We start from the raw sequence: 24,486 nt of genomic DNA, 5'->3' as shown, positions 1-24,486 counted from the left end.
TCGCTTCTGCCTCTCTCCAGGAAAAATGCAGCGGCACCACAGCGCCGCTGCATTAATATATCCCGGTCTTATTGCCCCTTCAAAGTTTCGGGGCCAACTGCGTCCAGGATATGTTCATAGGTTTCACGTTCCTGCTGCATCAGCTTTCCAGCCTCATCGTATCCACGGAAAGTCATGTCCATAGAACGCTTTTCCCCTACTCGTTGAGCCATTTCACCATTCACGGCTTTCCCGAAGGCAGCAGAAATCTTTTCAAGACGCTCGGCCGGAACACCCGCCGGTGCATGCAGTGAAATGCGGCTGGTCACGCCAAACTCGAACTCCAGGTCCTTCATCGACGTCAGATCAGGAGCAACCTTGAGCCTGTCATAGGAGGCCGCAAACAACGATTTGGCGTCTCCGGCTTCGACGATGGGGCGCCATGACCCGCCTGAGAAGGCCACATCGACATCACCCGCAAGAACCGCCTGCACGGCACCGCTGCCGCCGTTAACGGGGACCGGGCGCAACTCGAAGTCGCGTTCCTTGGCTATGTAATGCATGAGCAACCGGTCAATCGCCAGTTGGCTGGCATATGTCATTGCCCGTCCTTCGGACTTCACTGTTTCAATCAGTTCGTCAAGCGTGTTGTAGGGCTGATCCGGCCCGGTGAAAATTGCGTTCTGGAAGTCCCCCAGAATGGCAACATGATCAAAGCTGTCCATATCATAGAGCCCCTTTTGCACCAATGGCGCAAGTGTGATCGACGTCGAGTTCGTGGCGAGCAGCGTATAGCCATCCGCATTTTCGCGCGCCACCTGACTTGCGGCGACACCGCCCCCGGCACCCCCCACATTCTGCACAAGGATCGGCTGACCGAGTTCTTCAGTTACAATCTCGGTCATCGCTCGTATGGCCGTGTCTGTGCCGCCTCCGGCGGGATAAGCGACCACAACCGTGATTGCATCGGCAGGCCAATCATCCTGTGCAAGCACAGGCCCGCCAGACATGCCAAACGCCGCAAGGCTCATGGCAAGCGCCGAGAAGCGCCTTCTATTGATTTTCATGACTTATTTCCTCCCTTGGTGGTTGCATTTTGCGACCCGTCCCTCGTCGAGGATCTGACCCCGGCGATGCTGAAACGCCAGATCGAGAACACGGCCAGCAGCAGGAACAGGATCGCAATCGGATGATCCAGCAGAACCGCCGGATCAGAGTTCGATAAAATCAAGGATTGCCGGACGGTCAGCTCGGCCATCGGCCCAAGGACATAGCCGACGACGAATGTCACGAAAGAATAATCGAGTTTCTTCATGAAATAGCCGACGATCCCGAAAATCAGCATGAGATAGACGCCGAACATTCCGCCGCCTTCCATGTAAGCGCCGACGATGCATAAAAAGACAATTGTCGGCATTATGACGGTGGCCCGTATTTGTACGATCAGCGTAAACAGCTTCTGTCCGTACATCCCGATCACCAACAGAGCGACGGAAGCCAGGATCATTCCAAGATAAATGGCGAATACAACCTCGCCACTGTCCCGAAACAGGAAGGGTCCGGGCGTAAGCCCGTGCATCATGAAAGCGCCCATCAGCAACGCGGTCGACAAACTCCCCGGAACGCCGATAGCGAAAACCGGGATCAGTGACGCGGGGACCGTGGCATTGTCAGCCGATTCCGATGCGGCAACGCCTTCTGGCGCCCCCTTGCCGAATGTTTCGGAACGAGCCGAACTGCGACGAACCCATGTGTAGGACAGGAACGAAGCCAGCGTCGCACCCAGACCGGGCAACAAGCCGACGATCGTGCCGACCAGCGACCCTCGCAGTATCGCCGGTGCGACCTGCTTCATTTCTGCAAGCGAAAAGCTGGAATCTCTGGCATCCTTTGTCTCGACGCCCTTTCGGGGATTTTGGTATCCGCCGCGCCATCCCCTATCGACCTGAAACAGGATTTCCGAAAGGGCGAGCGTGCCAATGGCAACCGCCAACAGCGGCACGCCATCATAGAGTTGCAGAAAGCCGAATGTCAGACGCGGAAGGCCGGTTTCCGCATCGATTCCCGGCGCCGACAACAGCAACCCCAGAAAACCGGCGATCAATGCCTTGAAAAAGTTTTCCCCTGAGACCGCGGCAATGAACGTGATCGAGAAAATCAGGATCGACGCCAGTTCGATAGGCCCCAGGCCAATTGCGAATTTGGCGATCGGGCGTGCCAGCAGGATCAACGCCATCGTCGCCAGCACGTCGCCGACGACGGACGCCACAAGCGCGACCTTGAGCGCTTTTTGCGCCTTGCCCTGCTTTGTCATCGGATAACCGTCATAGGTCGTCACAACCGATGAAGGCTCACCCGGAACATTCAGCAAAATGGCGGAAACGGCAGACCCAGCCGCTCCGCCCTTGTTTATGCCGATAAGAAAGGACAACGCCGCCGCCGGTGACATCGCGAAGGTGAATGGCAGCGAAACCGCTATGGCTGTCGTGCGGTTCATGCCCGGCAAAGCGCCCACGACATAACCGATAAGAACACCGATCACGATAGAGGCAAGAACGAGCGGAGTGAATATTTCAGAGGCTGCGGCGACAAGATAATCCAACATCGGCAAGCCTCAGGGAACCGGCGTATGCAGAACGTAGAGCGCGAGATAGTAGATTGCACCGACAGGCAAAACTGCGGTCGCCATAATGTGCGGGGCACTCCTCTCTCCCAGCAACAACATCAGCACCGCAATGAGCAGCGGCGCCCCGACAAGCATTCCGATCAGATCGATAATAACGATGCCTGCAAAAATCGCGGACACCAGAATCCCGAACATCAACAGGTTCCAGCGACTAATCGGTGCTGAACGGCCCTCGTGCCCGGCCCGCCCCCGGATCAGGGATTGCACAGTCAACCCGACGGCGCATATCGTAAGCCCCGCCGCCAGCAAGGTGGGAAAGAACGTGGGCGGCAATCCGTAATACATACCCTCCTCGGTTTGCCAGGGAATGATGACAAAGATCATCACCAGACCCAATGCCGTGAAGAACACTCCCCCGAAGAGATCCAGTCGTCTCACGCTTCCTCCTCCCGAGCCCCTGTTACGAGGCTTGTGTTACCCTCGAACGGGCCAGCGCGCACCGTTGTCAAGCTTGCGCCAGACCTCACGACAAGTTAGATAGATTAAATCATCTGTCAATATTTGAATCATACAATCTTATAAAGTGTAGAATTCGAAAATTGCTCAATATACCATACACCTAACGCACCTGGAGGAGATAAATTGCGCATTGAAAAAACACACGATAGCGTATTGGCAGACTTCGCCAGCGGATTTTCAGGGTTCCCTGAATCTGTGCTGCACGAAGGGCGCCGGTCGCTTGTGAACATCTTCGCAACAGCATTTACCGGCTGCCGGGAAGAGCCGACCAAGGCCATGCTGGCCGCCGCCCTGCCGTTCTCCAGTGGCTCTCACTGTACGCTGATCGGCCGCCCCGACCGCGTGGACCTGCCCCTTGCCGCCAGCATCAACACTGCGGGGGCAAACATCTTCGATTTCGACGATACACATGAAGCAACCATAATCCACCCCGCGGCGGCTGTTTTCTCTGCTCTCTTTGCCCATGCAGAGATACATGGCACCTGCGGGCGCGACGTGCTTGAGGCCTTCATCATCGGTTGCGAAGTGGAATGCCGGATCGGCAACGCGGTCTCGCCCTATCACTACGCCCATGGCTGGCACATCACATCCACCTGCGGCATCTTCGGCGCCGCCGCCGCCAGCGGACGGCTCCTGGGACTGACGTCCGAGCAAATGATTGATGCATTCTCCTGCGCCGCCTCCCAATCCGCAGGAATGGCCGAAATGCTCGGGACCGGCGCCAAGAGTGTCAGCATGGGAAATGCGGCGCGCAATGGCTATATGTCTGCGATCCTTGCCGCGCATGGCTGTGGCGGCACCGACGCACCGCTTACCGCGCGACTGGGCTATCTTAACGTGTATTCAGACACCCCTGCACCCGAAGCTCTGACTGACGATCTGGGGCAGATCTGGGAATTCGCGACCAACACATACAAGCCCTATCCAGTGGGGATCGTACTCAACCCGGTCATCCAAGGCATTCTCGACCTTAGGGAACACCATGGCTTGAGCCTCGATCAGATCACCGGAATCGAACTGTTCGGGCACCCGCTCCTCCAGGAACGCACCGACCGCCCCAGGGCGGCAACGGGCCGCACGACACAGGTCAGCGCACAGCACGCCATTGCCATAGCTCTGCTGACGGGCACGGCCACTCTCGATGAATTTTCAGACGAGGCAGCGCAAAGAACACTGAATATCGGCCGCCCCGAGGTTTCCTTTATCGACGAACCGGACCGCGATATCACATCCGTCCGCATTGTGGTTCATCTGAAGAACGGGCAATCCATGACCCAGGACATCACCGATGCCGCCGGATCGCGCAAAAACCCGATGAGCGATGCGCAACTCGAGGCGAAACTGATGGCTGCGGCGTCGCGCGCCGGTTCGTCATGTGACAACCGCGCCCTGCTTGATGCGCTCTGGTCGATCGACACCTCAGCCAACGCGGGCAACATCATTCGGATGACGGGGGCCTGACATGGCAAGACGCAACCGACAGAACACTCTTGCAGGAAAAACGGCCCTTGTGACCGGTTCGAATGACGGGCTTGGCTTCACACTGGCAGAAAATCTTGCGGCGGCCGGGGCGAATATCGTTCTTAACGGCATCGCACCCGAAAAGGACATCCAGCCCAGGGCGCAACACCTGGCCGACAGCTATGGCGTGGATGCAATCTATGTCGCCGCCGACGTCGGAATACGCTCTGACATCGAACACATGATCGCGACCGTATCTGACAGGTTTGGCGGGGTGGATATCCTTGTCAACAACGCGGTCGTCCGTCATTTCAGCCCGCTCGAAGATTTCAATCCGGACGATTGGGAGCGCTCGATCAACGTCAATCTCACCGCCGCCTTCAATACCGCCCGCCTCACGCTTTCCCATATGAAACGTAAAGGCTGGGGGCGTATGGTGAACATATCCTCCTACTACGGCTGGCGCGGCGCCGAGAACAGGATCGATTATGTCACCACCAAGACCGCTCTGATTGGCATGGCGCGTGCCATTGCCATCGAAACGGCTGGCACGGGCGTTACCTGCAACGTTATCTGCCCCGGCTCTGTCGGCACCAGGGCCATTCTCGACCGAATCAAGGGCATGGCCGACGAGTCCGGAGAAAACTTCGACGACCTGGCCCAGCGATACGCCTCCAAGCGCAGTCCGATCGGTCGCTTCATATCCGAAGACAGCATAGGTGAAATGCTCGTCTTCCTTTGCGGAAACGCCGGTGCAGACATCACCGGCACCGTATTCCCTGTAGACGGCGGCTGGCTGGCTGCCTAGAAGGCTCTCGCTGTAAGGTGGGAAATGCACTAAGATTGTATTACGAGTGAATGTAAGGAATATTTGCGCAAACCCGCCCACAGCGCACCGGCCACTCGGAACGAAGAATCTCCACAAGGAAGGATCCGCTCCTCTATGACGAAGAACGACAGCATGTTCCGCGTTGACCGCGTGGCAGCCCCCCTGCGCGTCAGCGTGACCGAAAGTATCCGCAACGCCATCGCGATCGGTCGCTTCAAACCCGGCGATCACCTGCCCGAACGCGAGCTTTGCGAGATGACCGGCGTCAGCAGAACACTTGTCCGGGAAGCCATGCGTCAGCTTGAATCCGAGGGCCTCGTGACTGTCGAACCGCATCGCGGACCATTCGTCACAAAGATTTCGCGCCAGCAGGCTGAAGGCATTTATGAGGTGCGCCAGGAACTCGAAAGTCTCGCCTGTCGCCTCTTCGTGGCAAACGCGTCCGATGAGCAGCGAAAAACCCTGAAAGCCGCTCTGTCGAGCCTGCGCGCGGCGTGTCGCAAACAAGATCCCCAAGGCCGTCTGGCCGCTAAAAACCACTTCTACGACTGCCTTGTCGAAGGCGCCAACAACGAAGCACTCGGAAATTGCATCTACATGATGAATTCGCGGATCACGCTGCTGCGGGCGACGTCCCTCAAAGCTCCGGGCCGGATCAAGGAAAGCATCAAGGAACTGGACATCTTGGTAGACGCCCTTCTGGCTCGTGATGCAGACAAAGCGGCCGAACTCGCCCGGATACATATAGGCAATGCCGCCGCCGCCGCCATTCCCCTTATCGAAGAAGAAGCCGATTAAAGGCGCGCCGGGTAACTCGGGCGCGCCCGGATGCTCAGTGCGGCACTGCGGCGCGCACCAGATCACCGACATTCCCGATGCTGCCGATATTCCAGCACAGGTCGAGCACCTGCCGGGCCTGCCCCTCGTCCAGCACAGAGATTTGATTGAAGAACTTGTCATCCAGTTGCGCATTGCTCAACGGGCGCTTGAGATTTCCAAGCGAGGCTTCGAGGAACTTCTCGATCTTCTGTCCATTGCGTAGCGTCACAATCGCACGAACCGAATCTTCCCCGACGGAATCGTCGGCAACGGCCGTCACTTTATCGCGCATGTCCACGAGTTGCGGGTCGTTTATGGCCTCATCCGTGAATTCCGAAAGCTGCCCCTGACCGCGAACCAAGCCGATGGACGCGGCATGGTAGATCGAAAACTTGCCCTGCAAGCCCGATGTCGGGCGTTGATCGCACAGGTCCCTGACCAACGGCGCGACGCGAAGTTCCACCGCTTCGATATCTTCCGGCGATACCCCCCCTGCATTAATCGAACTGCACAGCTCGATTGTAGGGTGAATAACGATGCCACAAGGATACGGCTTGTAGGTATTGCCCCCGAACCGATACATCTCGCCCAGACCATCGACAAAGCCGTCTGCGTCCAGTTGTCCGCCGGCCGTGACCGCGGCGAACCCGCGCGGACCTTCCAGAGGGGTTGCCCCCGTGGTGAACCCGGCCCGCGCCAGAAAAGCCGCTTCGAGCCCACAGCGCGCCGCATGCCCCGGATGGAACCCCTTGGCCATGGACCCGAAATTGTCTCGAATACCCGAAGCCTGCGTCGCTGCAAGGCCAATGGCCCACAGCATTTTCTGTTCGTTCAGCCCCATCAGCTTGCCGATAGCGACGGCGGCACCAAAGATGCCAATCGACCCGGTGCTGTGCCACCCTGCCGCGTAGTGGTTGGGGTAAGTGGCATCGCCGATACGCGTGACCGTGTCGAACCCAATGGCAAAGGCATGAACAAAGTCAGCGCCAGACACGGGATTCACCGCCGCCCAGGCAAACAGGGCAGATGCGACGGGCGATGTCGGGTGAATGTAATTGCTGGGCGTCGTATCATCGAAATCATGAACATGAGAGCTGATTCCGTTGAGCAGCGCGGCAAGCGGCATATCCACCTTCTCACGGCGCCCGATAACATCCGCGTGGCCCGCACCAGAAAACCTCCCCAAGGCCTCCAGAGTGATATCCATTGCTTCGTGGTCGGCCCCGCCCAAGGCGCAGCCGACGTAATTCACCAGAGCGCGATGCGCCTCTGCCGACGCATCCGCATCGACAGAGTCCGGTCGGCTGGCAACAATAGTGCGAGCCAGTAATTTGCTGAGATCGTTCATGCTTATATCCTTCGTGCCAGCCTCAGTTCGAAGCGGTGGCCTCCTCATCCATCTCCCTGAACACCTCCGTGCAAACTTTCATGCTGTCCAGGGCCGCGGGTACACCGCAATAGATGGCAACCTGTAAAATGATCTCCTGAATGGTTTCCCGGCTAACACCGTTGTTGAGCGCGCCTCGCACATGCAGCCGAACCTCATGCGGACGGTTCAGTGCCGACAGCATCGCAAGATTTATAATGCTCCGCGTCTCCCGAGGAAGGCCGGAACGGCCCCAGATCTCGCCCCAGCAATACTCGGTCACGAGGCGCTGAACCGGGGCAGTGAAGTCATCGGCCGCGCTCAACGACCGTTCGACATGCGCCGCCCCCAGAACGTCACGCCGGATGCCAAGCCCTTTGTTGAACAGCTCGCTTTCATCTTTCGGATCGATACCCATATTCAGTCTCCTTATTTGGTTTGGAAGGCGCTTCAGGCTTCAAAGCCTCGTTTCAGACGTCCGTCTCTTCACCGACGAAACGATTGAATTCATGAAATTCCGTCATACCCGACGCGATTGTTTCCGTGCTGGGCGCAGCCATGAAGCTGCGCATCATGTCCCCCACGGCCTTATGGACGGTCAACATCGGCTCAATCGGGCAGAGGCAGTAATCGAAGCCGAGCTCATAGGCTTCATCCATGGTCAGCACCGGGCTCTTGCCCGAGCGCGCCATGTTGAACAATAAAGGCTTGCCCAGAGGCTTAATCGCCTGAGCCAGTTCCTGCATCTGCTCGATACTTTCCGGCGCATCCGCATAAAGCCCGTCTGCACCCGCCTCGGCATACGCTTCGAGCCGGCTTATCGCATCTTGCAGGCCGGTCACCGCAATCGCGTCGGTGCGCGCCACGAAGAAAAAGTCGGGATCTTTTCGAGCGGCCAGCATCGCCTCGATCTTGGCCACCATCTCTTCCGGTGTAACGAGTTCCTTACCGGGAAAATGCCCGCATTTTTTGGGCATCTGCTGATCTTCCAAATGCAGCGCCGATGCACCGGCCTCTTCCCACATCTGCATGGTTTTCACGGCATCGTCGATGTCGCCATACCCGGTGTCGGCGTCGGCAAAAAGCGGCAAGGAGGTGCCACGATGCACACGGCGGATGTGATCGTACATCTCTTGCCGGGTCAGTACCCCGGTATCCGGTGCCCCCGCAACGATGGCCGATGCGGCAAACCCGCTGATATAGATAGCCTTGGCCCCGGCTTCTTCGGCGATTTTCGCTGTCAGGGCATCATGCGCCCCCATGCAAACGAAAGGGCCTTCGTTAAAAAGCGCCCTGAAACGGGCTGAACGTTCTGTCATTGAGCCGCCTCCTGATCGGTTTTTTTCAGCTCGATTCCTGCGAAAGCCTCACACATGCGGGTAATGGCAGTGTGATCTGCTTTCGCTCCAAGCATGTTCGATGCGGCGGCCCAGGCATCCGCGCAATGCGCGGCAAACGGCGCTGGCGTCCCCGTGGCATGTGCAACGTTCATCGCTATTCCGACATCTTTCGCCATGAGAGAAATGGCAAAGCCACCGGCGTCGAAATCGCGGGACAAAACATACTGCCGGAACTTGTTCTTGGTCGAATTGTTCATGCCTGACGAACTGTTGAGGATGTCAACCATGACATCCGGCGACAGGCCGAATTTCTGACCGATCAACAGCGCTTCAATCCCGATGAGAAACCCACCGGCCGAAACGAGGTTGTTCAGCGCCTTCATTGCCTGCCCCGCACCGAATATCCCGACATGCGTGGGGCATCCCATGGCATTCAGTACACTTTCCGCTTCGCCAAAGGCCGTTTCGTCGCCCCCGACCATGATGGTCAGTGTCCCGGCTCTCGCACGCGGCACGCCCCCTGATACCGGCGCGTCGATCATCCTGATCTTCGCGTCTGCAAGGCGCTCCCCGAAACCGATCGTCGCATGCGGGTCCCCCGAACTCATGTCCACAACCAGGGTTCCCGCCTGAGCGGCAGATGCAAAGCCATTTTCTCCGAACAGCACCTCGCCCACGACGGCGCTGTTCGGCAGCATTGTGATCACCATGCGCGTTTCTCGTGCCAGCTCAACAGGCGTCGCACAGGCGCGCGCACCAATCTCTTCTGCAAGCCCGGTCGCCTTGCCCCGGTCCGCGTCACACAGGACAAGATCAAACCCTGCCGCCGCGATGTTCCGCGCCATGGGTTCCCCCATCATACCGATCCCGATCAAACCGACGCAATTTTTGTTCATTTCATTTCGCTCCTCAGAATTCTACGTTCGCTCAATCGCCACGGCCCAAGCCGATCTTGCGGGATTGGATAAAATACTCGAATGCCAGTAGGGCGCCGATGGCGATCAGGCCAAACGTGCTCAGCATGATCGACGGGATCATCGTCACGAAAGCCGCCGCCAGAAACAGGCATGCCTGCCAGGTTGGAATGCGCCTGTGAAAGGTGTAGCGCTCGAAACCGATGGCAAGCGCCAGCACTGCAATCACAACGGAAAACAGCAGGTATATGCCGTGGAATGTGATCCCTCCGATCATCAAGATCCGGGGATCGTAGATAAAGATGAAGGGCACCAGGAAACCGACGATGGACAGGCGCAACGAATGCAGGGCAGTCCGGATCGGATCGGCATTCGCGATCGAGGCAGCCGCAAAAACCCCGACCATGACAGGCGGGCTGATGGCGCTCATCACGGCGAAGTAGAAAATAAACAGATGTGCAACGATCAGCTCGATCCCAAGGTCAACCATCAGCGGCGCGACCGTGACAGCAACAAGGACATAGGCTCCAACCGTCACCATCCCCATGCCGAGAAGGATACAGGTCACCGCCGTCATGATAATCATGACATGGATGTTCCCCCCGGAAACGATCTCGATCAGGTAGGATAGCCGGTCACCGAGCCCGGTCATCGTCAGCACGCCAATGATAACACCTGCGATAGCCAGTGAACCGACCAGCGGAATACAGGTGGCTGCCCCCTGGCGCATGCCGGTCATGAAGTTGGCGAACAGGCTGTTCCGGGTCTCGCGGGTCAGCAGGCAAACCGCCAGAAACGAGATGATCGAGAGCGACACGGCATAATCGGCCGAATAGCGATTCCACAGCAACACGACGAGAACGACAATCGGAACGAAGAACGGGATCACCTCAAGACCAGCGCGACGCAGGTCGGGTAACTCCGACGGATCGATCTTCTCGATGTCGTATTTGATCGACGCCAGGTGAACCTGCGCAAAAATACAGAAATAAAACAGCAGACAGGGCACAAGCGTCAGCCCCATGATCGTAATCAGAGGATATCCCGTGATTTCACTCATCAGGAACGCCGTTGCCCCAAGGATCGGCGGCGTAATCTGACTCCCGAGCGAAGCGGTCGACTCGACCCCCGCCGCAAAGGACCCACGATACCCCACGCGCTTCATCATCGGGATGGTGATGACCCCGGTTGTCACGATGTTCGTAACCGCGCTTCCTGACATCATCCCCATAAGCGCGCTGGCAAGGATGGCCACCTTGGCCGGCCCGCCCCGGAAACGCCCGGCGAGAGCCAGGGTGAAATTCATGAACTTCTGTCCGCCACCGCTGCACTCCAGCAGAGCCGCGAAAAACACGAACAAGCCAATGTAATTCGCACCAATCGCCAGAGGCGTGCCGAACAACCCGTCGGTCGAAAATATCTGGCTCCACAGCAACCGGTCCACGGTCAAACCGGCGTGACCAAAAAGATTGGGCAGCATATAGCCGAACAGCGCGTAGAGAATGGCGACCACCGCCACATAATTCATCGGCTTGACCGCGGTACGCCGGGTCATTTCCATGGCGCCAAGGATCAGCACCGCACAGCCGATCTTTTCCGCAAGAGACAATGTGAAAACCAGCGAGAAATCCAGCCAGTTCATTGCGACCCAAACACAAGCACCGGCGCCCGCAAGGATCACGGCGTTCAGCCCCCATTCCCGCCGGGAATGCCGGGGGAATATCCCCGATGGCAGGATCAGCACCGTCAGCACCAGGATCAGGGCCAGATAGGTAGGCCGATACTGCAACGAGGGCGGCCCCCCAAAGAAGCCGCAATACATTGGGTAAAGGAACAGCACCAAAGCGATCGCGCCGGTAATGAAATTCCCGACCGGTCCGCGATTGTCGATAAAGTGGGGGCTGTCCGTTGCAGGAGGCGCAGCGACTTCCGCTGTTGTGGCAGCGCTATTCTTGTCAGTGTTCATGGGAGTACAATTCGCCGAGTTTGAATGGTGTGTGCAGCAGGACGGCACGTTGCCGCCCTGCCCTCTTCAAATTCACTCGCTGGGAAGGAGATCCTTGTACTGTTCCCAGCCGGGGACGTTCATTTCCTTGTAGTACATGATCGCACCCGGATGCGGCGCGATCGGCACCCGCTTAAGCGCCTCCTGAAGATTCACATCCTCGAACACCTTGGAACTGCGGTTGACCACTTCGATGTTTTCCCAAACCGCCCTGGTCATGGCGTAGACCAGATCGTTCGGCAAATCCGCATCGAGGAACATGAACTCGGGCGAGACAATGACCTGCCCGGGCTCCGGAACATTCATATCCGGGTATTCAGCCTTGAACGGCCACTCCACAGGTCCGGCCCATTCCAGCTGCCCGGAGATTTCAGCCGAGGCTTCCTCCGAGAGCTGAAGCAACGTCACCTCACGCGACGTGGTCAGTTCCAGAACCGCGCCCGAATAATCGCGCACATAAGACATCGCATCGATGTTTCCGTTCTGAAGTTGCGATATAGCCTCGGACGTATCCATGTACCGAACGTTGACATCGTCCAGAGATACGCCATCCGCACCAAAGACGATCTCGGTCAACTGGTAGTTGGATGTCCCCTTGGGCGCCAATGCGACCGTTGCCCCCTTCAGGTCCGAAACCTGAGTAAAGCCGGTATCGGCCCGGGCCAGGACATTCAGCGGCACCTCGTTGTGGTAGAACCAGAAATTCAGCGCAACACCCTCACTCGGGAACGGCGCAACCCCATCCACAGCATTTTTAATGGTCAAGGGCGTCCCCACCCCACCATGCCAGGCCCCCTCATGCGTGTGGATCGCGCTTTCCGCATCAAACCCTGGCGACACCGCGCCGCTGGCCCGCACGCCCTCCACGTTCTCGGTGATGATCTTTCCGAGCGCGCCGGCAAGAACACGCGAGTTACCTGTCGCCGATCCCCCGCCAAGAACGATCTCGTAATCCCAATCCGGGCTGCCCAACGCCTGCTGCGCCATAACGGCACCCCCCGAAACCCCGACTGCGGTCGCCGCGATTCCGCAAAAAACGATACTACGCTTCATTTTATCAATCATTTGCATTTCCTCCCAAAGGCCAGCCAGAAGCCGACAGAACTCAAGTCATCGCATGACCAATCCCTCATTGAATCATTCAGTCATACAATCTTAAGATACGACAAGTGATACTCCGAAACACCCGCGAGTCAATTATTGACAGAAAAAAAATTGTATGATGGTTATACAAAACCGAACTCAGAGCGGCGCGCCCACCGTCTCGTGCGTCAGATTCCCCACCCACAGGACAGGACTTCAACGTGAGTACTTATGACTTCTGCTTTATCGGCCTTGGAACGATGGGGCGCCCGATGGCGACGCGCCTGATCGACGCCGGATATTCCGTGATCGCCTACGACCCCAGCGAAACCGCACGCACCGCGATCCGCAAGGCGGGCGCAGCGGTAGCTGATTCAGCAACGGATGCCGCCGCACAGGCGCCTGTCGCGCTTCTTTCGCTGCCGACACCCAATGTGGTCGAACAGGTCGTCAATGGGCCAGACGGCCTTCTGACAGCCGAAGGCGCCAGTGTGATTGTCGATCTTTCCACAACCGGTCCCCAGGTCGCAAAGGACATCGCGCAATCCGCTGCGGCAGCCGGGCGAACGCTGGTCGACTGCCCGGTAAGCGGCGGAGCCGAGGGAGCGCGGGCAGGAACGCTTGCACTGATGCTGGCCGGTCCTTCTGAAACGGTCCAGGCTCTCGTGCCCGCCCTGAAGACCCTTGGCAATGTCTTCGTTGTCGGGAACTCTGCCGGTCAGGGCCAGACGATGAAGGTCCTCAACAACCTGATGTCCACCGCGGCCCTCGCCATTACGTCCGAGACGATGGTACTTGGCGCCAAGTCCGGGCTTGATCCGCAGGCAATGCTCGATGTGTTCAATGCAGGCTCGGGCCGCAACACCACGACGACCGACAAATTCCCGAAGCATATGCTCAACCGGAACTTCGACTTCGGCATGCCGATCAAGCTCTCGGCCAAAGATGCAAGGCTATGCCTGGAAGAGGCCGACCGCATGGGCGTACCGATGCCGGTCGGAACAGCGGTACGCCAGATGCTGAACCTGACCAGGGATCACCTGGGCCCGGACGTCGACATGACGGAAATTCTTCGTGTTATCGAGCAATGGGCCAAGCACGAAGTGCATGCCGGAACCTGACCTCGACCGAGTGTCATTTCCAAAGCGTTACAGGAGAACGACATGACCCTTTCAAAACACCGCGTCGCGGTCGTCACCGGAGCCAGCCGCGGGCTGGGACGGGCCATTGCACTGAGGCTCGCCACCGAAGGCTGCTCACTCGCCCTCACGGCACGCGACAGTGCCGCGCTGGAAAGCGTCGTTACCGAAGCCAAACAGCTTGGCACGAAGGACGCCATTGCCCTTCCTGCGGATCTGAGCCTGCCGGACGCCCCCGGCGAAGTGATAAAGCATGTCATCAGGCACTTCGGGCACATCGACATCCTGATCAACAATGCAGGCGACACCCAACGCGGCGACTTCCTGGAACTCAGCGACGATCTTCACCTTTCGGGGTTTGCGCTCAAATACCATGCGACGGTTCGCTTTTGCCGCGCCGCTTGGGAAAGCCTCGAAGCAAGCAAAGGATGCATCGTGAACATCTCGGGAATCGGCGCGCAAACGCCCGATCCGCTTTTCTCCATTGGGGGGCCCGTGAATTCGGCGCTGATCAATTTCTCCAAGGCCATCTCGAAACGCCCCGGCGCACCGCGTGTCAATGTTGTATGCCCAGGCCACATAGAAACGGATCGCCTGACGCACCGGATCAATACATTCGCGGTGCAGAACGGCATCTCGCGGACAGAAGCAAAACAGAGATTGCAAAACCGCCTCGGACTTGATGCCTATGGAAAACCGGAGGATATCGCATCTATGGTAGGCTATCTGTGTTCGCCAGAGGCGGGTTATATTACTGGTTCGACCTTCATTGTCGACGGCGGCGCCACGCCCGGCATCTAGACACTGTCTGGCGGAACGGATTTGGCCCGAAATTCGCCTCAGAACTCCGGCGCTGCCGAATTCAGCGAATACGGGCCTGATCCGACGGGCAATGGCACCCGGACCATGTGTTCGTCAGAATCGGCGGCGGCCATTCCATGCGCCGCCGCCTTTGCGCGCTACGGAAGATAGCCCCCCTGCCCTGGCGGTGACTCGCCAGAATCTGCCTGACATCGTCCAGGGTCGAGGTTCAATCGGCGTGTTTTCTTTCGAAATCCCACACCTCTTGAAACCCCATCAGCTTGGAAAATTCCGAAAACGGATAAAGGGTCTCCTGAATCTCGTCGGTAGAGCCCTTCCCGGCGATGGTCCCGTAAACCTCGCGCAGCGCCGCCGCTGCGGCCAGGAACCCCGAGGCCGGAAAGATCGCCAGCGAAAAGCCCAGTTCCTCGAGCTGCGCGCGCGACAGGATCGGTGTCCGCCCGCCCTCGACCATGTTCGCGACGAGAGGCTTGTCGAAACTGCGCCCGATTCGCGCCATTTCCTCTTCCGATTCCGGGGATTCCAGAAACAGAACGTCAGCGCCCGCCTTGTCATAGGCTTCGACGCGGCGCATCGCTTCGTCGATACCCAGCGTGGTGCGCGCATCGGTACGCGCGACAATCAGGAATTCATCGCTGTCGCGGGTTTCGACCGCCACCCTGATCTTCTTGACCATCTCCTCCGTCGGGACCACGCGACGCCCCGGCGTATGCCCGCATTTCTTCGGCACTTCCTGATCTTCAAGCTGAATGCCCGCAACGCCGGCGCGTTCGTACCCGCGCACCGTATGCTGGACATTGAGCAACCCGCCGTAACCGGTATCGCCATCGGCAATCAGCGGCGTCTTGCTACCCTGGGCCATTGCACCGGCGCGACCGACCATATCGGTATAGGTCGCCAGCCCCGCATCCGGCAGCCCCAGATACGACGCAACCGCGCCATACCCCGTCATGTAAAGCGCATCGAACCCCATCCCGTCGGCGATCTTGGCGGATATCATATCGAAAACACCCGGGGCCGAGACGAGACCGGGCTGAGACAAACGGGCTTTCAGAGAATGCATTCGGCTTCCTTTTGGAAATCTGGATGTGATCGGGGACGGCACCCGCTTGCGCGGGCTGTCCGTTTGGCGATAACGTCTATATTGTATACGATGTGATTGGCAAGACAAGGCGCATCACCGTGACCAAGACACCTCGGGAAAGACCCGCCGACAAGGCCTATGAGACGATCCGCGACGGCATTCTGAAGGGGCACTGGCAGGGGGGCGCCCATCTGACGGAGCAGAAACTGGTCGACCTGATCGGGATCAGCCGCACCCCCATCCGTGACGCCCTGCGCCGCCTCGACAACGAGGGGCTGGTGACGATCTCGCGCAACTCCGGGGCACGGGTCGCCCGGTGGGACAAGGCCGAGATCGACCAGATCTTCGACTTGCGGGTGCTGCTCGAAGGTCATGCCGCCGCACTGGCCGCAGACAAGATCGACAGCGCCCGCCTGGATAAGATGACTCACCTGTGCGATCAGATGGAAGACATTGTAAAACATGAAAAATATCCATCTTCTCCACATTTCGCAAAGCTGAATGATCAGTATCACACCCACATCCTTTCGGCGTCGGGAAACGCCCGGCTGGGCCTGATGGTCCGCCAGATCACCAATATGCCCCTGGTGCTGAGAACTTATGCCCACTACGCCCCCGACAGCCTCGAACGCAGCATGCAGCACCACCGCGAAATCGTGACGGCGCTTGGCTTTCGCGACGGCCTTTGGGCGCAATCCCTGATGCAGGCCCATATACGTGCGGGCCATGCGGCCCTCGCCGGCTCGTGACGCCGCGCCACCGTCCCCGGCACCGCCCGGCGTGATGCGGCCTTATGCCGTCATTGACTGTTGACTTCCGAACTCGTTGTATACAATCGTTGCAGATGCACCACGGGCGTGGACAGGCAGGGAGGTTGCCGTTTCCACGCCGGGAAAGACCACAGGGAGAGGATTTATGAAGAATTATCTGGTTTCGACGGCGCTTTCGCTGGCGCTCGTCTCGATGACGGCGGTCAGTGCTTCGGCCGAGCGCACGCTGCGCCTGTCGCTTCAGGTCGCGACGAACCACCCCGTCGGCGAGAATATCGTCTACTTCGCGGACCAGCTCGAAGAGATTTCCGACGGCGAGATGAACGTCGAAATCTACGATTCCGCTCAGCTCTACAAGGGCAGCGAGATTCCTCAGGCGGTCAGTTCCGGCGCGATCGACATGGGCCTCGTGCTGATCGACGAATTTGCCGGGACGATCCCGGCGGTGGGCCTGTTCAGCGTCGCCTTCATGTTTCCCAGCTACGAAGTTCTGGCCAGGGCCGCCGATCCGGAAAGCCCCGTGCGCCAGCAGATCGACGATCTGATCCTGGGCACCGGCTCGCGGGTTGTCTGGTGGCAGGATTACGGCCCGGTACAGCTTCTGTCCAACGGTGCGCCGCTGGTCTCGCCCGAGGACATGAAGGACAAGAAGGTTCGCGTTCTGGGCAAGCCGTCCGGCGATTTCATCAAGGCGGTCGGTGGCGTTCCGGTCAAGATTGGCGGCTCCGAACAGTTCATGGCGTATCAGCGCGGCACCGTCGATATCGGCATGACCGGCACCACGGCGATCAAGTCGCGCAAGCTGCACGAGGTGATGGATCACGTCACCATCTCCAACCACGCCCAGACCGAATTCCTCGTCGTGATGAACGACGCGCTCTGGCAGGACATGTCCGAACAGGAACAATCCTGGATGACCGAGGCCGCCCGCGCCGCGGAAATGAAGATGCGTGAAGAGACCAAAACGAAAAATCTCGATGCTCAGAAATTCCTCGAGGACGAGACGGACATGACGGTCACCACACTGTCCGACGCGCAGATCGAAGCATGGCGCGCGGCGGCCAAACCCGCCATCGACACCTATATCGAAAGCGCCGGCGAGGCGGGCCAGGAGCTCGTCGACAGCGTGCGCGCGCTTTACTGAGATCGGCGGACATGAAATCCGCAGACAACAGAAATCCGGAGGGCGCGGAGAAATCCGCCCCTCTGAACACGCTCTGGACGGTGATTGACCGGATCGGCACGGGCTGTGCCGCGATCAGCGACGTTCTGGTGATCGCCATCGCCCTGATGCTCTTTGGCGAGGTGGTCGCCCGTTATCTTCTGAACATGCCGACGATCTGGACACAGGACGTCGCCGTCGCCCTGCAATTGTGGTTTACCTATCTTGCGATGGCCTATGTATTGCGGCACCGCGAAATGATCCGCATCACCGCCGTGGTGTCTCTTCTGGGGCCGAATGCCCGCCGCTGCATCGACGCGTTCTCGCTTCTGGTGGTGATCGCATTCAGCCTTATGGCGGTCTATTACGCGACGGACATCATGCTTGAATCCATCCGCCTCGGACGCCGCGCCCCGACCATGCTCGAAATGCCCAACTGGATTTCGGAACTGCCGGTGATCCTGGGCTTCGCGCTACTGGCATTGCAGGGCGTGGCGGATCTCGTGCGTATTCCCTATCGGCCCGCCCCTGAATTTACCGCCGCTGACGAAGCGGCCGACTAAGCAAGGATTGCCCGTGACACTGCTCGTCGTCGTACTGTGTTTGCTCGTCCTCCTGTTCAGCGGCCTGCCGGTCGCGTTCTCGCTGGCGGGGCTGGGCACTCTGATGCTCATGTTCAAGGGCTTGCCGGTGATCATGGTCGCGCAGAACCTGCATGGCGCGCTCGACAATTTCATCCTCCTGTCGGTCCCCCTGTTCCTCCTGATGTCGAATATCCTTCTCAAGGGCGGCGTCGGGCGCGATCTGTTCGACGCCGTGCAAAGCTGGGTCGGCCATTGGCCTGCGGGCGTCGGCATCGCCGCGCTTCTGTCCTGCGGGATATTCTCGGCCATTTCGGGCAGCTCGGTCGCCACAGCCGCCACCGTGGGCACCGTGGCCATCCCCGAGATGACACGCCGGGGATATTCCCGCTCCTTCACGCTGGGCCTGCTGGCCGCCGGGGGCACGCTGGGAATCCTGATACCCCCTTCGATCCCGCTGATCGTCTATGGCGTGATCACCGAGGAAAGCATCGGCAAGCTGTTCCTCGCCGGGATCGGTCCGGGCCTTCTGCTGCTGGGCCTGTTCAGCGCCTATGCCATTTTCTATTCCGTCTTCACGTCGGCGCATACGCCCTCGCCCCGCGTCAGCTGGGCAGAGCGGCGCACCGCCACGATTCGCGCCCTGCCCTCCCTGTTTCTCGGCGCAACCATGATCATCGGCATCTATTCGGGTGCCTTCACCCCCACCGAAGCCTCCGCCGTCGGGGCCGTCCTGGCATTGATCATCGTCATCTACCCGCTTCGCACCTTCACCTGGTCGCTGTTCTTCGATGCGGTGCGAAAAACCGTCGCCACCACCGTGGTGCTGTTTCTCGTGGTGATCGGGGCCAAGATCTTCGGCAAGGCCGTGACGCTCTATCAGGTGCCGGCACAGGTCTCGCAACTGGTCGATACCCATGTCAGTTCGGAATGGATGTTCCTCCTGATCGTGGCCGCGATCCTGTTGTTCATCGGGCTGTTCCTGGAAAGCCTGTCGATGCTGCTGATCATGGTGCCGGTGCTTCTTCCCACCGTGCTGGGCCTCCAGATCGACGTGATCTGGTTCGGCATCTTCTTCGTTATCCTGATCGAGATCGCACTGATCACCCCACCGGTCGGATTGAATCTCTTCGTCATACAGGCAGTCGCGAAAACCAAACTGGCGACCGTGGTGCGCGGGGTCACGCCGCTGATCTTCCTGATGTTGCTCAGCGTCCTTCTCATCTACCTCTTCCCCGCCATCGTGACATTCATCCCCAGCCTCTGACAGGGCGGTGTCAGAACAACCTGACATATGACCGGTTCTCCACTGCCCTGCCGGCGTGGAAAACACGCCTCGTTCAAGGATTTCAAAGCCAGCCTCGCACCCGATCCCGGCACTTGCGTCCATGATGGGCGCAAGTTTCCCGAACACCCCCGATTTTCGTACAAAACCCGCGTACGCATCGTACGTTTCGTACAAAACCCCACCCCGCCCGATCGCCCCCAAAATCACGCGCCATCTTTCGGCGCAGACCTGACGCTGGCCAATATTGACCGACGGGTGACCCGTCGCTGCCCGAACAATCGCGCCGGAAAGCCACACCTGCCATTCCCACGAGAACACGCCATATCCCGCTTCCTGCGCCTGCGAGATTTGCAACAACTCGCCGCCGTCCAGGCTTCGACTCTCAACCGTTTCAACCATGAATACAGCCTCTCAAGTCGGCGCATTTTCAAGCGAAACCACACCGCCGCCCTTACCGAGTGGCGCAATCTCTGCATGGCATACGGCCCAGAACCTGGCCATACGTACACAGCCCGATGTGACCTGCCGACTTATTCAAAGCCAACCTTTCGCTTCTGGCTCTCTCCGTAAAAAGGCGCGGCAAAACATGCCGCGCCTTCGTTCTGGCTTCTGACACAGTTCTTACTCAGCCGCCGCCTTCAACGTATTATCGGTTCGCGGCACCTCTGGAAAACGCTTGCAAACCGCGTCAAAAGCCTCTTGCACGCCCGCAGCGCCTGAACGGCCCTCCATTCGGCGGAAGATTTCGGTCTTGATGAAGAACCGCCAATGAATGGGCAAACTGTTCAGGATGCAATGCAACTGATCATAGGCCTCGGGCGTCCATTGCGCCTCATAACCCGTGCGTTCGGGGCCATAGTCGAAATGTCCCTCGACCATCGCCCGGTCTGCTCTTCGGGCCGCGGTTGCCGCTTCGTCGATCTGGCCGCCGCGCAGAACGACGCCATATTCCCGCTCGGCGGCGTCTACGGAAACATACTGTCGTTCGACATCCCGCAACACGCGCCAGGGCTCGCGGTCAAAGGGGTGACCCCGGCCACCGCCACCGGCTGAATGGATTTCAAGAACATCACCCGGTTGCAATAGAGCGGTGTCGATATTGCCCAGATGACGTTCGTCATCCGTACCCGGATTCACCACCATGTCAGACAGCCCGGCAGCCTTGCCGCCCAGAACGCCCCAAGGCCGAAAGAAACTCCGGTCCCGGTTGCGGGCGGTAATCCGGCTGTCAGGCGCAAAGACACGGAAGGCCATCTCTGTCGCCAGCCCGCCGCGCCAGCGACCGGCCCCGCCGCTGTCCTTCGCCAGGCCGTATCTGACGAATTCAACCGGCGTTTCGGTTTCGGTGATTTCGATCGGCGTATTCTTGAGATAGGCGGCATCAGCGCCCGAGCCATTAGTGCCGTCGCGGTGTGGCATCCCGCCGCCACCGCCAACCACCGGGTTCACCGCCGCGATGACCGTGCGCTTGGTCCGCTCGTCAGTGGTCATCACATTGACGATACAGTTGTTCCCCGCCGGAGCCGCTGGCAAACGCTCGGGGATAGCCTGACTGAAGGCGCCGAAAATCACCGACCGCAAGCGCGCGCAGGTCAGTGACCGCATCCCGATCGCCGCCGGATGCACGGGGTTCAGCACGCTGCCCTCAGGCGTGATGCAGGTAAAAGGCCGCGTCATCCCGACATTCAGAAGAAGTTTGGGATTGAGCGTGTAAAGAATGTAATAGATCCCGACCAGAAGGACCGAGTGGCGCGGATCGCCCCCGGTGGGTACATTCAGCGAGGATGCCAGTTGCGGGTCCGATCCGGTAAAGTCAAGGATCGCCTCATCCCCCTTAACGGTCAGCTTGAGCTTGAGCCGCACGGGGTTTGCCTCGGTCGAATCCTCGTCCGCGTAATCGGAAAAGTCCCAGGTGCCATCCGGGATCGAGGCAAGCACATCGCGCGCCTGCGCCTCGGAGTGGTCGAGCAGCGCCTCGACCCCGTCAAGAAAGGCGTCCTTGCCGAACTTCTCGATCATGGCGAGAATCTTGCGTTCGCCGGTGATCAACGCGCCGACCAGGGCCTTGAGGTCACCGACATTCAGGTCGGGTTTGCGCACGTTGATCGACATAATGCGCATGAGGTGCTCATCGAACACACCTTCGTTGACCAGTTTCATCGGCGGGAAGCGCAATCCCTCCTGATGGATCTCGGTCAGCGCCCGGCTAAGCGAGGCCGGGACCGCACCGCCCATGTCGGTGTTGTGAATATGCCCGCCGGTCCAGGCGATGATCTCACCATCGTAGAAGACCGGTCGCCACAGAACCGTATCGGGAGTGTGCGTCGCCACATACGAGGAATAGGCGTCGTTGGTAAAGCCGACATCGCCGGGCTTGTAATCCTCGATCATCTCGATGGCGCGGCCAAAGGTTAATCCGGGATACCATGTCGCGCCAAGGTCCATGGGGACCGCAAAGGTTTCTCCCTTGCGGTTCAGCAACATGACGGTGAAATCCTCGGTTTCCTTCACGAAGGCCGAGTGTGCGGTACGGTGCAGTGTGTGGGCCATATTCTCGGCCGCGCCACGCGCATGGTTCGCAAGAACCTGCAGGTTCATCCGGTCAAACATCGGTCTTACTCCGCAAAAGTGAGGTGAAGATTGAGATGGCGATCGACACTGGCCCGAGTTCCTGCCGGGATGGCAAAGGTTGTATCCTCCTGCGCAACAACGGCTGGCCCGTCGAAGATTCCGCCGGGGGCGAGATCCTGACGCCGATAGAGGCCGATGTCCTGAAGCCTGCCGCCGGTAAAAACCCTGACTTCGCGAAGCGGTGTCGCAGCACCCTCGACCTCGGCCGCCTCGGGGAATTTCAGCGCGGGGCCGGCGCCGATGGCTGCGAGCCGCAGGTTGACGACCTCGATCAGCCCTTCGGGATCGTGGAAATCATAGATGCGGTCATGGGTGTCGTGGAACGCCTGGGCGATTGCCGTCAGGTTCTTTTCGGTCAGCCAGGCGACATTCAGCGCCACTTCGATTTCATAGCTCTGCCCGGCATAGCGCATGTCTGCGGTGATACGCAGTTCTGCGGGCCCGTCATGGCCCTGCGATACCAGCCAGTCGCGGCCTTCGCTTGCCAGATCGTCATAGGCCGCCCCGAGGGCCGCAAGAGTCGCCGGTTCCAGCGGCTCAAAGATCGTCCGGATGAAATCGCCCCGCAGGTCCGCCACGAGCCCGCCCAAGGCGGAAACCACACCCGGACGACGCGACGCCATAACCCGCGCCATACCCAGTTCCTTGGCGAGGAAAACACCCAGCATCGGGCCGCCGCCGCCAAAGGGCATCAACGTGAAGTCGCGCAGATCGACACCCGCGCGGGAGGAAAGTTTTTCGACCTCGACGAACATCTCGGAGATGGCGACATCCAGAATGGCCTGTGCGGTTTCCTCGGTGGACCGGCCCAGCTTGGCCGCAAGTCTGGAAATGACTTCACGGGCAAGATCGACCTCCATTTGCAACTGGCCATAGGCCATCTGACTGTGGCCCAGCCAGCCGCAGACGGCCATCGCGTCGGTGACCGTCGCCTCCGTGCCGCCCCGGCCATAGCAGGCAGGGCCAGGTATCGATCCCGCCGATTCCGGACCCACCCGCAGGACCCCCTGCGAATCGACGCTGGCAATCGACCCCCCGCCGACACCGATCGAGCTGACAGAAACCGAAGGAATATAAAGCGGAAATTCCCCAATCAGTTCGCCGGTTCCGAATTGCGCCTCACCGTCAATAATGAGTGCGAAATCCGCCGAAGTGCCGCCGATATCCAGGGTCAGGATCTTCTCTTCCCCAGCCTGACGCGCCAGCCATGCCGCGCCGATCACGCCCGAAGCCGTGCCCGACAGCAGCATGTTCACGCAGGACCGCTTGCCTTCGGCGGCATTCATCAACCCGCCATTCGATTTGGTCAGCATGGGCCGGGCGGGAACCTTGTGATTGGCCAACCGGGATTCGAGGGCCGTCAGGTAACCGGCCACCCGAGGGTGCACATACCCGTTCATGATGGTGGTCGAACTGCGCTCGTATTCGCGGATCACCGGCCAGACCTCGGCCGACGTGAAGGTGAACAGCTCCGGTGCCAGCCGCGCGATCTCGGCCTTTACAGCTGCCTCTTGTCGCGCATCACGCCAGGCATGAAGGAACGAAATGATAATGCCCTCTGCACCCTTCGCTCTGGCGACATCGACCGCCGCTGCGACTGCGGCCATGTCGGGGGCCTGCGTTTCGGTTCCGTCCGAACGCAGACGCGCGGGAATGCCAAAGATCATGTCGCGCGTGATCAGCGGATCGGGGCGCGCGCAGAACAGCGAATACATTTCCGGCATCCGCAGGCGGGCCATTTCGACGACATCCTCGAAGCCCGCATTGGTGAACAGGGCAAGAGAGGCACCCTTGCGCTGGATGATGGTATTGATCCCGACGGTGGTGCCATGCACGAAACGGTTGACCGCCTCGGGTTCCAATCCCTCGCGTTCGGCCAGCAGGGACAGCCCCGTCATCAATTCGGCCCCCGGATCGTCCGGTGTTGTCAGCACCTTGAGCGATGCCACACGGCCCGAATTGGCCTCGAGCGCGCAAAAGTCCATGAAGGTTCCGCCGATATCGACGCCGATTTTCCAGTCGGCGGGCCGTTTCTCATTCGCGTCGGGGGTGAATGCACCGTCCATCG

21 protein-coding genes are annotated in these 24,486 nt (G+C 59.4%); 9 read left to right on the top strand and 12 right to left on the bottom strand.

Annotated elements, in window-relative coordinates; all coding sequences use genetic code 11:
* Window positions 1-68: 68 nt before the first annotated feature.
* From BUB53_RS07230 to BUB53_RS07220, 3 genes are read right to left on the bottom strand one after another with little or no spacing between them, the layout of a single operon-like run.
* Window positions 69-1,010 (bottom strand): tripartite tricarboxylate transporter substrate binding protein, encoded by a 942-nt coding sequence (locus BUB53_RS07230; RefSeq protein WP_159437773.1) that lies wholly within the window; start codon window positions 1,008-1,010, stop codon window positions 69-71.
* A gap of 32 nt (window positions 1,011-1,042) precedes the next feature.
* On the bottom strand, window positions 1,043-2,584 hold the full coding sequence (locus BUB53_RS07225; RefSeq protein ID WP_073034018.1) for a tripartite tricarboxylate transporter permease: 1,542 nt from the start codon (window positions 2,582-2,584) through the stop codon (window positions 1,043-1,045).
* A gap of 9 nt (window positions 2,585-2,593) precedes the next feature.
* Window positions 2,594-3,043, bottom strand: a complete 450-nt coding sequence (locus BUB53_RS07220) for a tripartite tricarboxylate transporter TctB family protein (protein WP_143163158.1) — start codon at window positions 3,041-3,043, stop codon at window positions 2,594-2,596.
* Between the two features lie 204 nt (window positions 3,044-3,247).
* Between BUB53_RS07220 and BUB53_RS07215 the strand changes: the two genes are divergently transcribed.
* From BUB53_RS07215 to BUB53_RS07205, 3 genes are all read left to right on the top strand, one after another.
* Window positions 3,248-4,585, top strand: coding sequence for an MmgE/PrpD family protein (locus BUB53_RS07215; protein WP_073034016.1), 1,338 nt, complete (start codon window positions 3,248-3,250; stop codon window positions 4,583-4,585).
* 1 nt (window position 4,586) lies between these two features.
* Window positions 4,587-5,393, top strand: a complete 807-nt coding sequence (locus BUB53_RS07210; RefSeq protein ID WP_073034015.1) for an SDR family oxidoreductase — start codon at window positions 4,587-4,589, stop codon at window positions 5,391-5,393.
* 135 nt (window positions 5,394-5,528) lie between these two features.
* Window positions 5,529-6,212 carry a GntR family transcriptional regulator gene (locus BUB53_RS07205; RefSeq protein ID WP_073034014.1) on the top strand — a complete coding sequence of 228 codons (684 nt, stop codon included), beginning with the start codon at window positions 5,529-5,531 and terminating at the stop codon, window positions 6,210-6,212.
* A 34-nt stretch (window positions 6,213-6,246) separates the two neighbouring features.
* Here the strand turns inward: BUB53_RS07205 and BUB53_RS07200 are convergent, their stop codons facing one another.
* From BUB53_RS07200 to BUB53_RS07175, 6 genes are all read right to left on the bottom strand, one after another.
* Window positions 6,247-7,581: an MmgE/PrpD family protein gene (locus tag BUB53_RS07200; protein ID WP_084728977.1), complete on the bottom strand. Its 1,335-nt coding sequence runs from the start codon at window positions 7,579-7,581 to the stop codon at window positions 6,247-6,249.
* Window positions 7,582-7,603: 22 nt separating this feature from the next.
* Complete coding sequence (locus tag BUB53_RS07195) at window positions 7,604-8,017, bottom strand: carboxymuconolactone decarboxylase family protein (protein ID WP_073034013.1); 414 nt, start codon at window positions 8,015-8,017, stop codon at window positions 7,604-7,606.
* Between the two features lie 52 nt (window positions 8,018-8,069).
* A complete protein-coding gene (locus tag BUB53_RS07190; RefSeq protein WP_073034012.1) occupies window positions 8,070-8,918 on the bottom strand; it encodes an isocitrate lyase/PEP mutase family protein in 849 nt (282 codons plus the stop codon).
* Window positions 8,915-9,835, bottom strand: coding sequence for an NAD(P)-dependent oxidoreductase (locus BUB53_RS07185; RefSeq protein WP_073034011.1), 921 nt, complete (start codon window positions 9,833-9,835; stop codon window positions 8,915-8,917). Before BUB53_RS07185 ends, BUB53_RS07190 begins: the two co-directional genes overlap by 4 nt.
* 31 nt (window positions 9,836-9,866) lie before the next feature.
* The gene (locus tag BUB53_RS07180; protein WP_073034010.1) at window positions 9,867-11,819 is read right to left on the bottom strand and encodes a TRAP transporter permease; all 1,953 of its coding nucleotides are present in this window, start codon (window positions 11,817-11,819) and stop codon (window positions 9,867-9,869) included.
* 72 nt (window positions 11,820-11,891) lie between these two features.
* Window positions 11,892-12,923: a TAXI family TRAP transporter solute-binding subunit gene (locus tag BUB53_RS07175; protein WP_073034009.1), complete on the bottom strand. Its 1,032-nt coding sequence runs from the start codon at window positions 12,921-12,923 to the stop codon at window positions 11,892-11,894.
* A 239-nt stretch (window positions 12,924-13,162) separates the two neighbouring features.
* Here BUB53_RS07175 and BUB53_RS07170 point away from each other — a divergent pair, with 239 nt between their 5' ends.
* Window positions 13,163-14,062 carry an NAD(P)-dependent oxidoreductase gene (locus BUB53_RS07170; RefSeq protein WP_073034008.1) on the top strand — a complete coding sequence of 300 codons (900 nt, stop codon included), beginning with the start codon at window positions 13,163-13,165 and terminating at the stop codon, window positions 14,060-14,062.
* A 42-nt stretch (window positions 14,063-14,104) separates the two neighbouring features.
* Window positions 14,105-14,881: an SDR family oxidoreductase gene (locus BUB53_RS07165; protein WP_073034007.1), complete on the top strand. Its 777-nt coding sequence runs from the start codon at window positions 14,105-14,107 to the stop codon at window positions 14,879-14,881.
* A 229-nt stretch (window positions 14,882-15,110) separates the two neighbouring features.
* Here BUB53_RS07165 and BUB53_RS07160 read toward each other — a convergent pair whose 3' ends face one another.
* Window positions 15,111-15,965: an isocitrate lyase/PEP mutase family protein gene (locus tag BUB53_RS07160; protein ID WP_073034006.1), complete on the bottom strand. Its 855-nt coding sequence runs from the start codon at window positions 15,963-15,965 to the stop codon at window positions 15,111-15,113.
* Window positions 15,966-16,084: 119 nt separating this feature from the next.
* On the opposite strand from BUB53_RS07160, the gene BUB53_RS07155 reads away from it, so the two are divergent.
* From BUB53_RS07155 to BUB53_RS07140, 4 genes are all read left to right on the top strand, one after another.
* Entirely contained in the window at window positions 16,085-16,735 is a 651-nt protein-coding gene (locus BUB53_RS07155; RefSeq protein ID WP_073034063.1) for a GntR family transcriptional regulator, read from the top strand.
* A 166-nt stretch (window positions 16,736-16,901) separates the two neighbouring features.
* A complete protein-coding gene (locus BUB53_RS07150; RefSeq protein ID WP_073034005.1) occupies window positions 16,902-17,900 on the top strand; it encodes a TRAP transporter substrate-binding protein in 999 nt (332 codons plus the stop codon).
* 11 nt (window positions 17,901-17,911) lie between these two features.
* Window positions 17,912-18,481: a TRAP transporter small permease gene (locus tag BUB53_RS07145; RefSeq protein WP_159437772.1), complete on the top strand. Its 570-nt coding sequence runs from the start codon at window positions 17,912-17,914 to the stop codon at window positions 18,479-18,481.
* Between the two features lie 13 nt (window positions 18,482-18,494).
* On the top strand, window positions 18,495-19,766 hold the full coding sequence (locus tag BUB53_RS07140; protein ID WP_073034004.1) for a TRAP transporter large permease: 1,272 nt from the start codon (window positions 18,495-18,497) through the stop codon (window positions 19,764-19,766).
* Between the two features lie 642 nt (window positions 19,767-20,408).
* Here the strand turns inward: BUB53_RS07140 and BUB53_RS07135 are convergent.
* On the bottom strand, window positions 20,409-22,397 hold the full coding sequence (locus BUB53_RS07135) for a hydantoinase B/oxoprolinase family protein (RefSeq protein ID WP_073034003.1): 1,989 nt from the start codon (window positions 22,395-22,397) through the stop codon (window positions 20,409-20,411).
* 5 nt (window positions 22,398-22,402) lie between these two features.
* A complete protein-coding gene (locus tag BUB53_RS07130) occupies window positions 22,403-24,484 on the bottom strand; it encodes a hydantoinase/oxoprolinase family protein (RefSeq protein WP_073034002.1) in 2,082 nt (693 codons plus the stop codon).
* Between the last annotated feature and the right edge of the window lie 2 nt (window positions 24,485-24,486).

Origin of the sequence: Roseovarius pacificus (assembly GCF_900142665.1) — a bacterium.
Lineage (GTDB): Bacteria > Pseudomonadota > Alphaproteobacteria > Rhodobacterales > Rhodobacteraceae > Roseovarius > Roseovarius pacificus.
The sequence above is the reverse complement of the archived record's forward strand: the minus strand, read 5'-3'. Positions and strand labels throughout refer to the sequence as shown.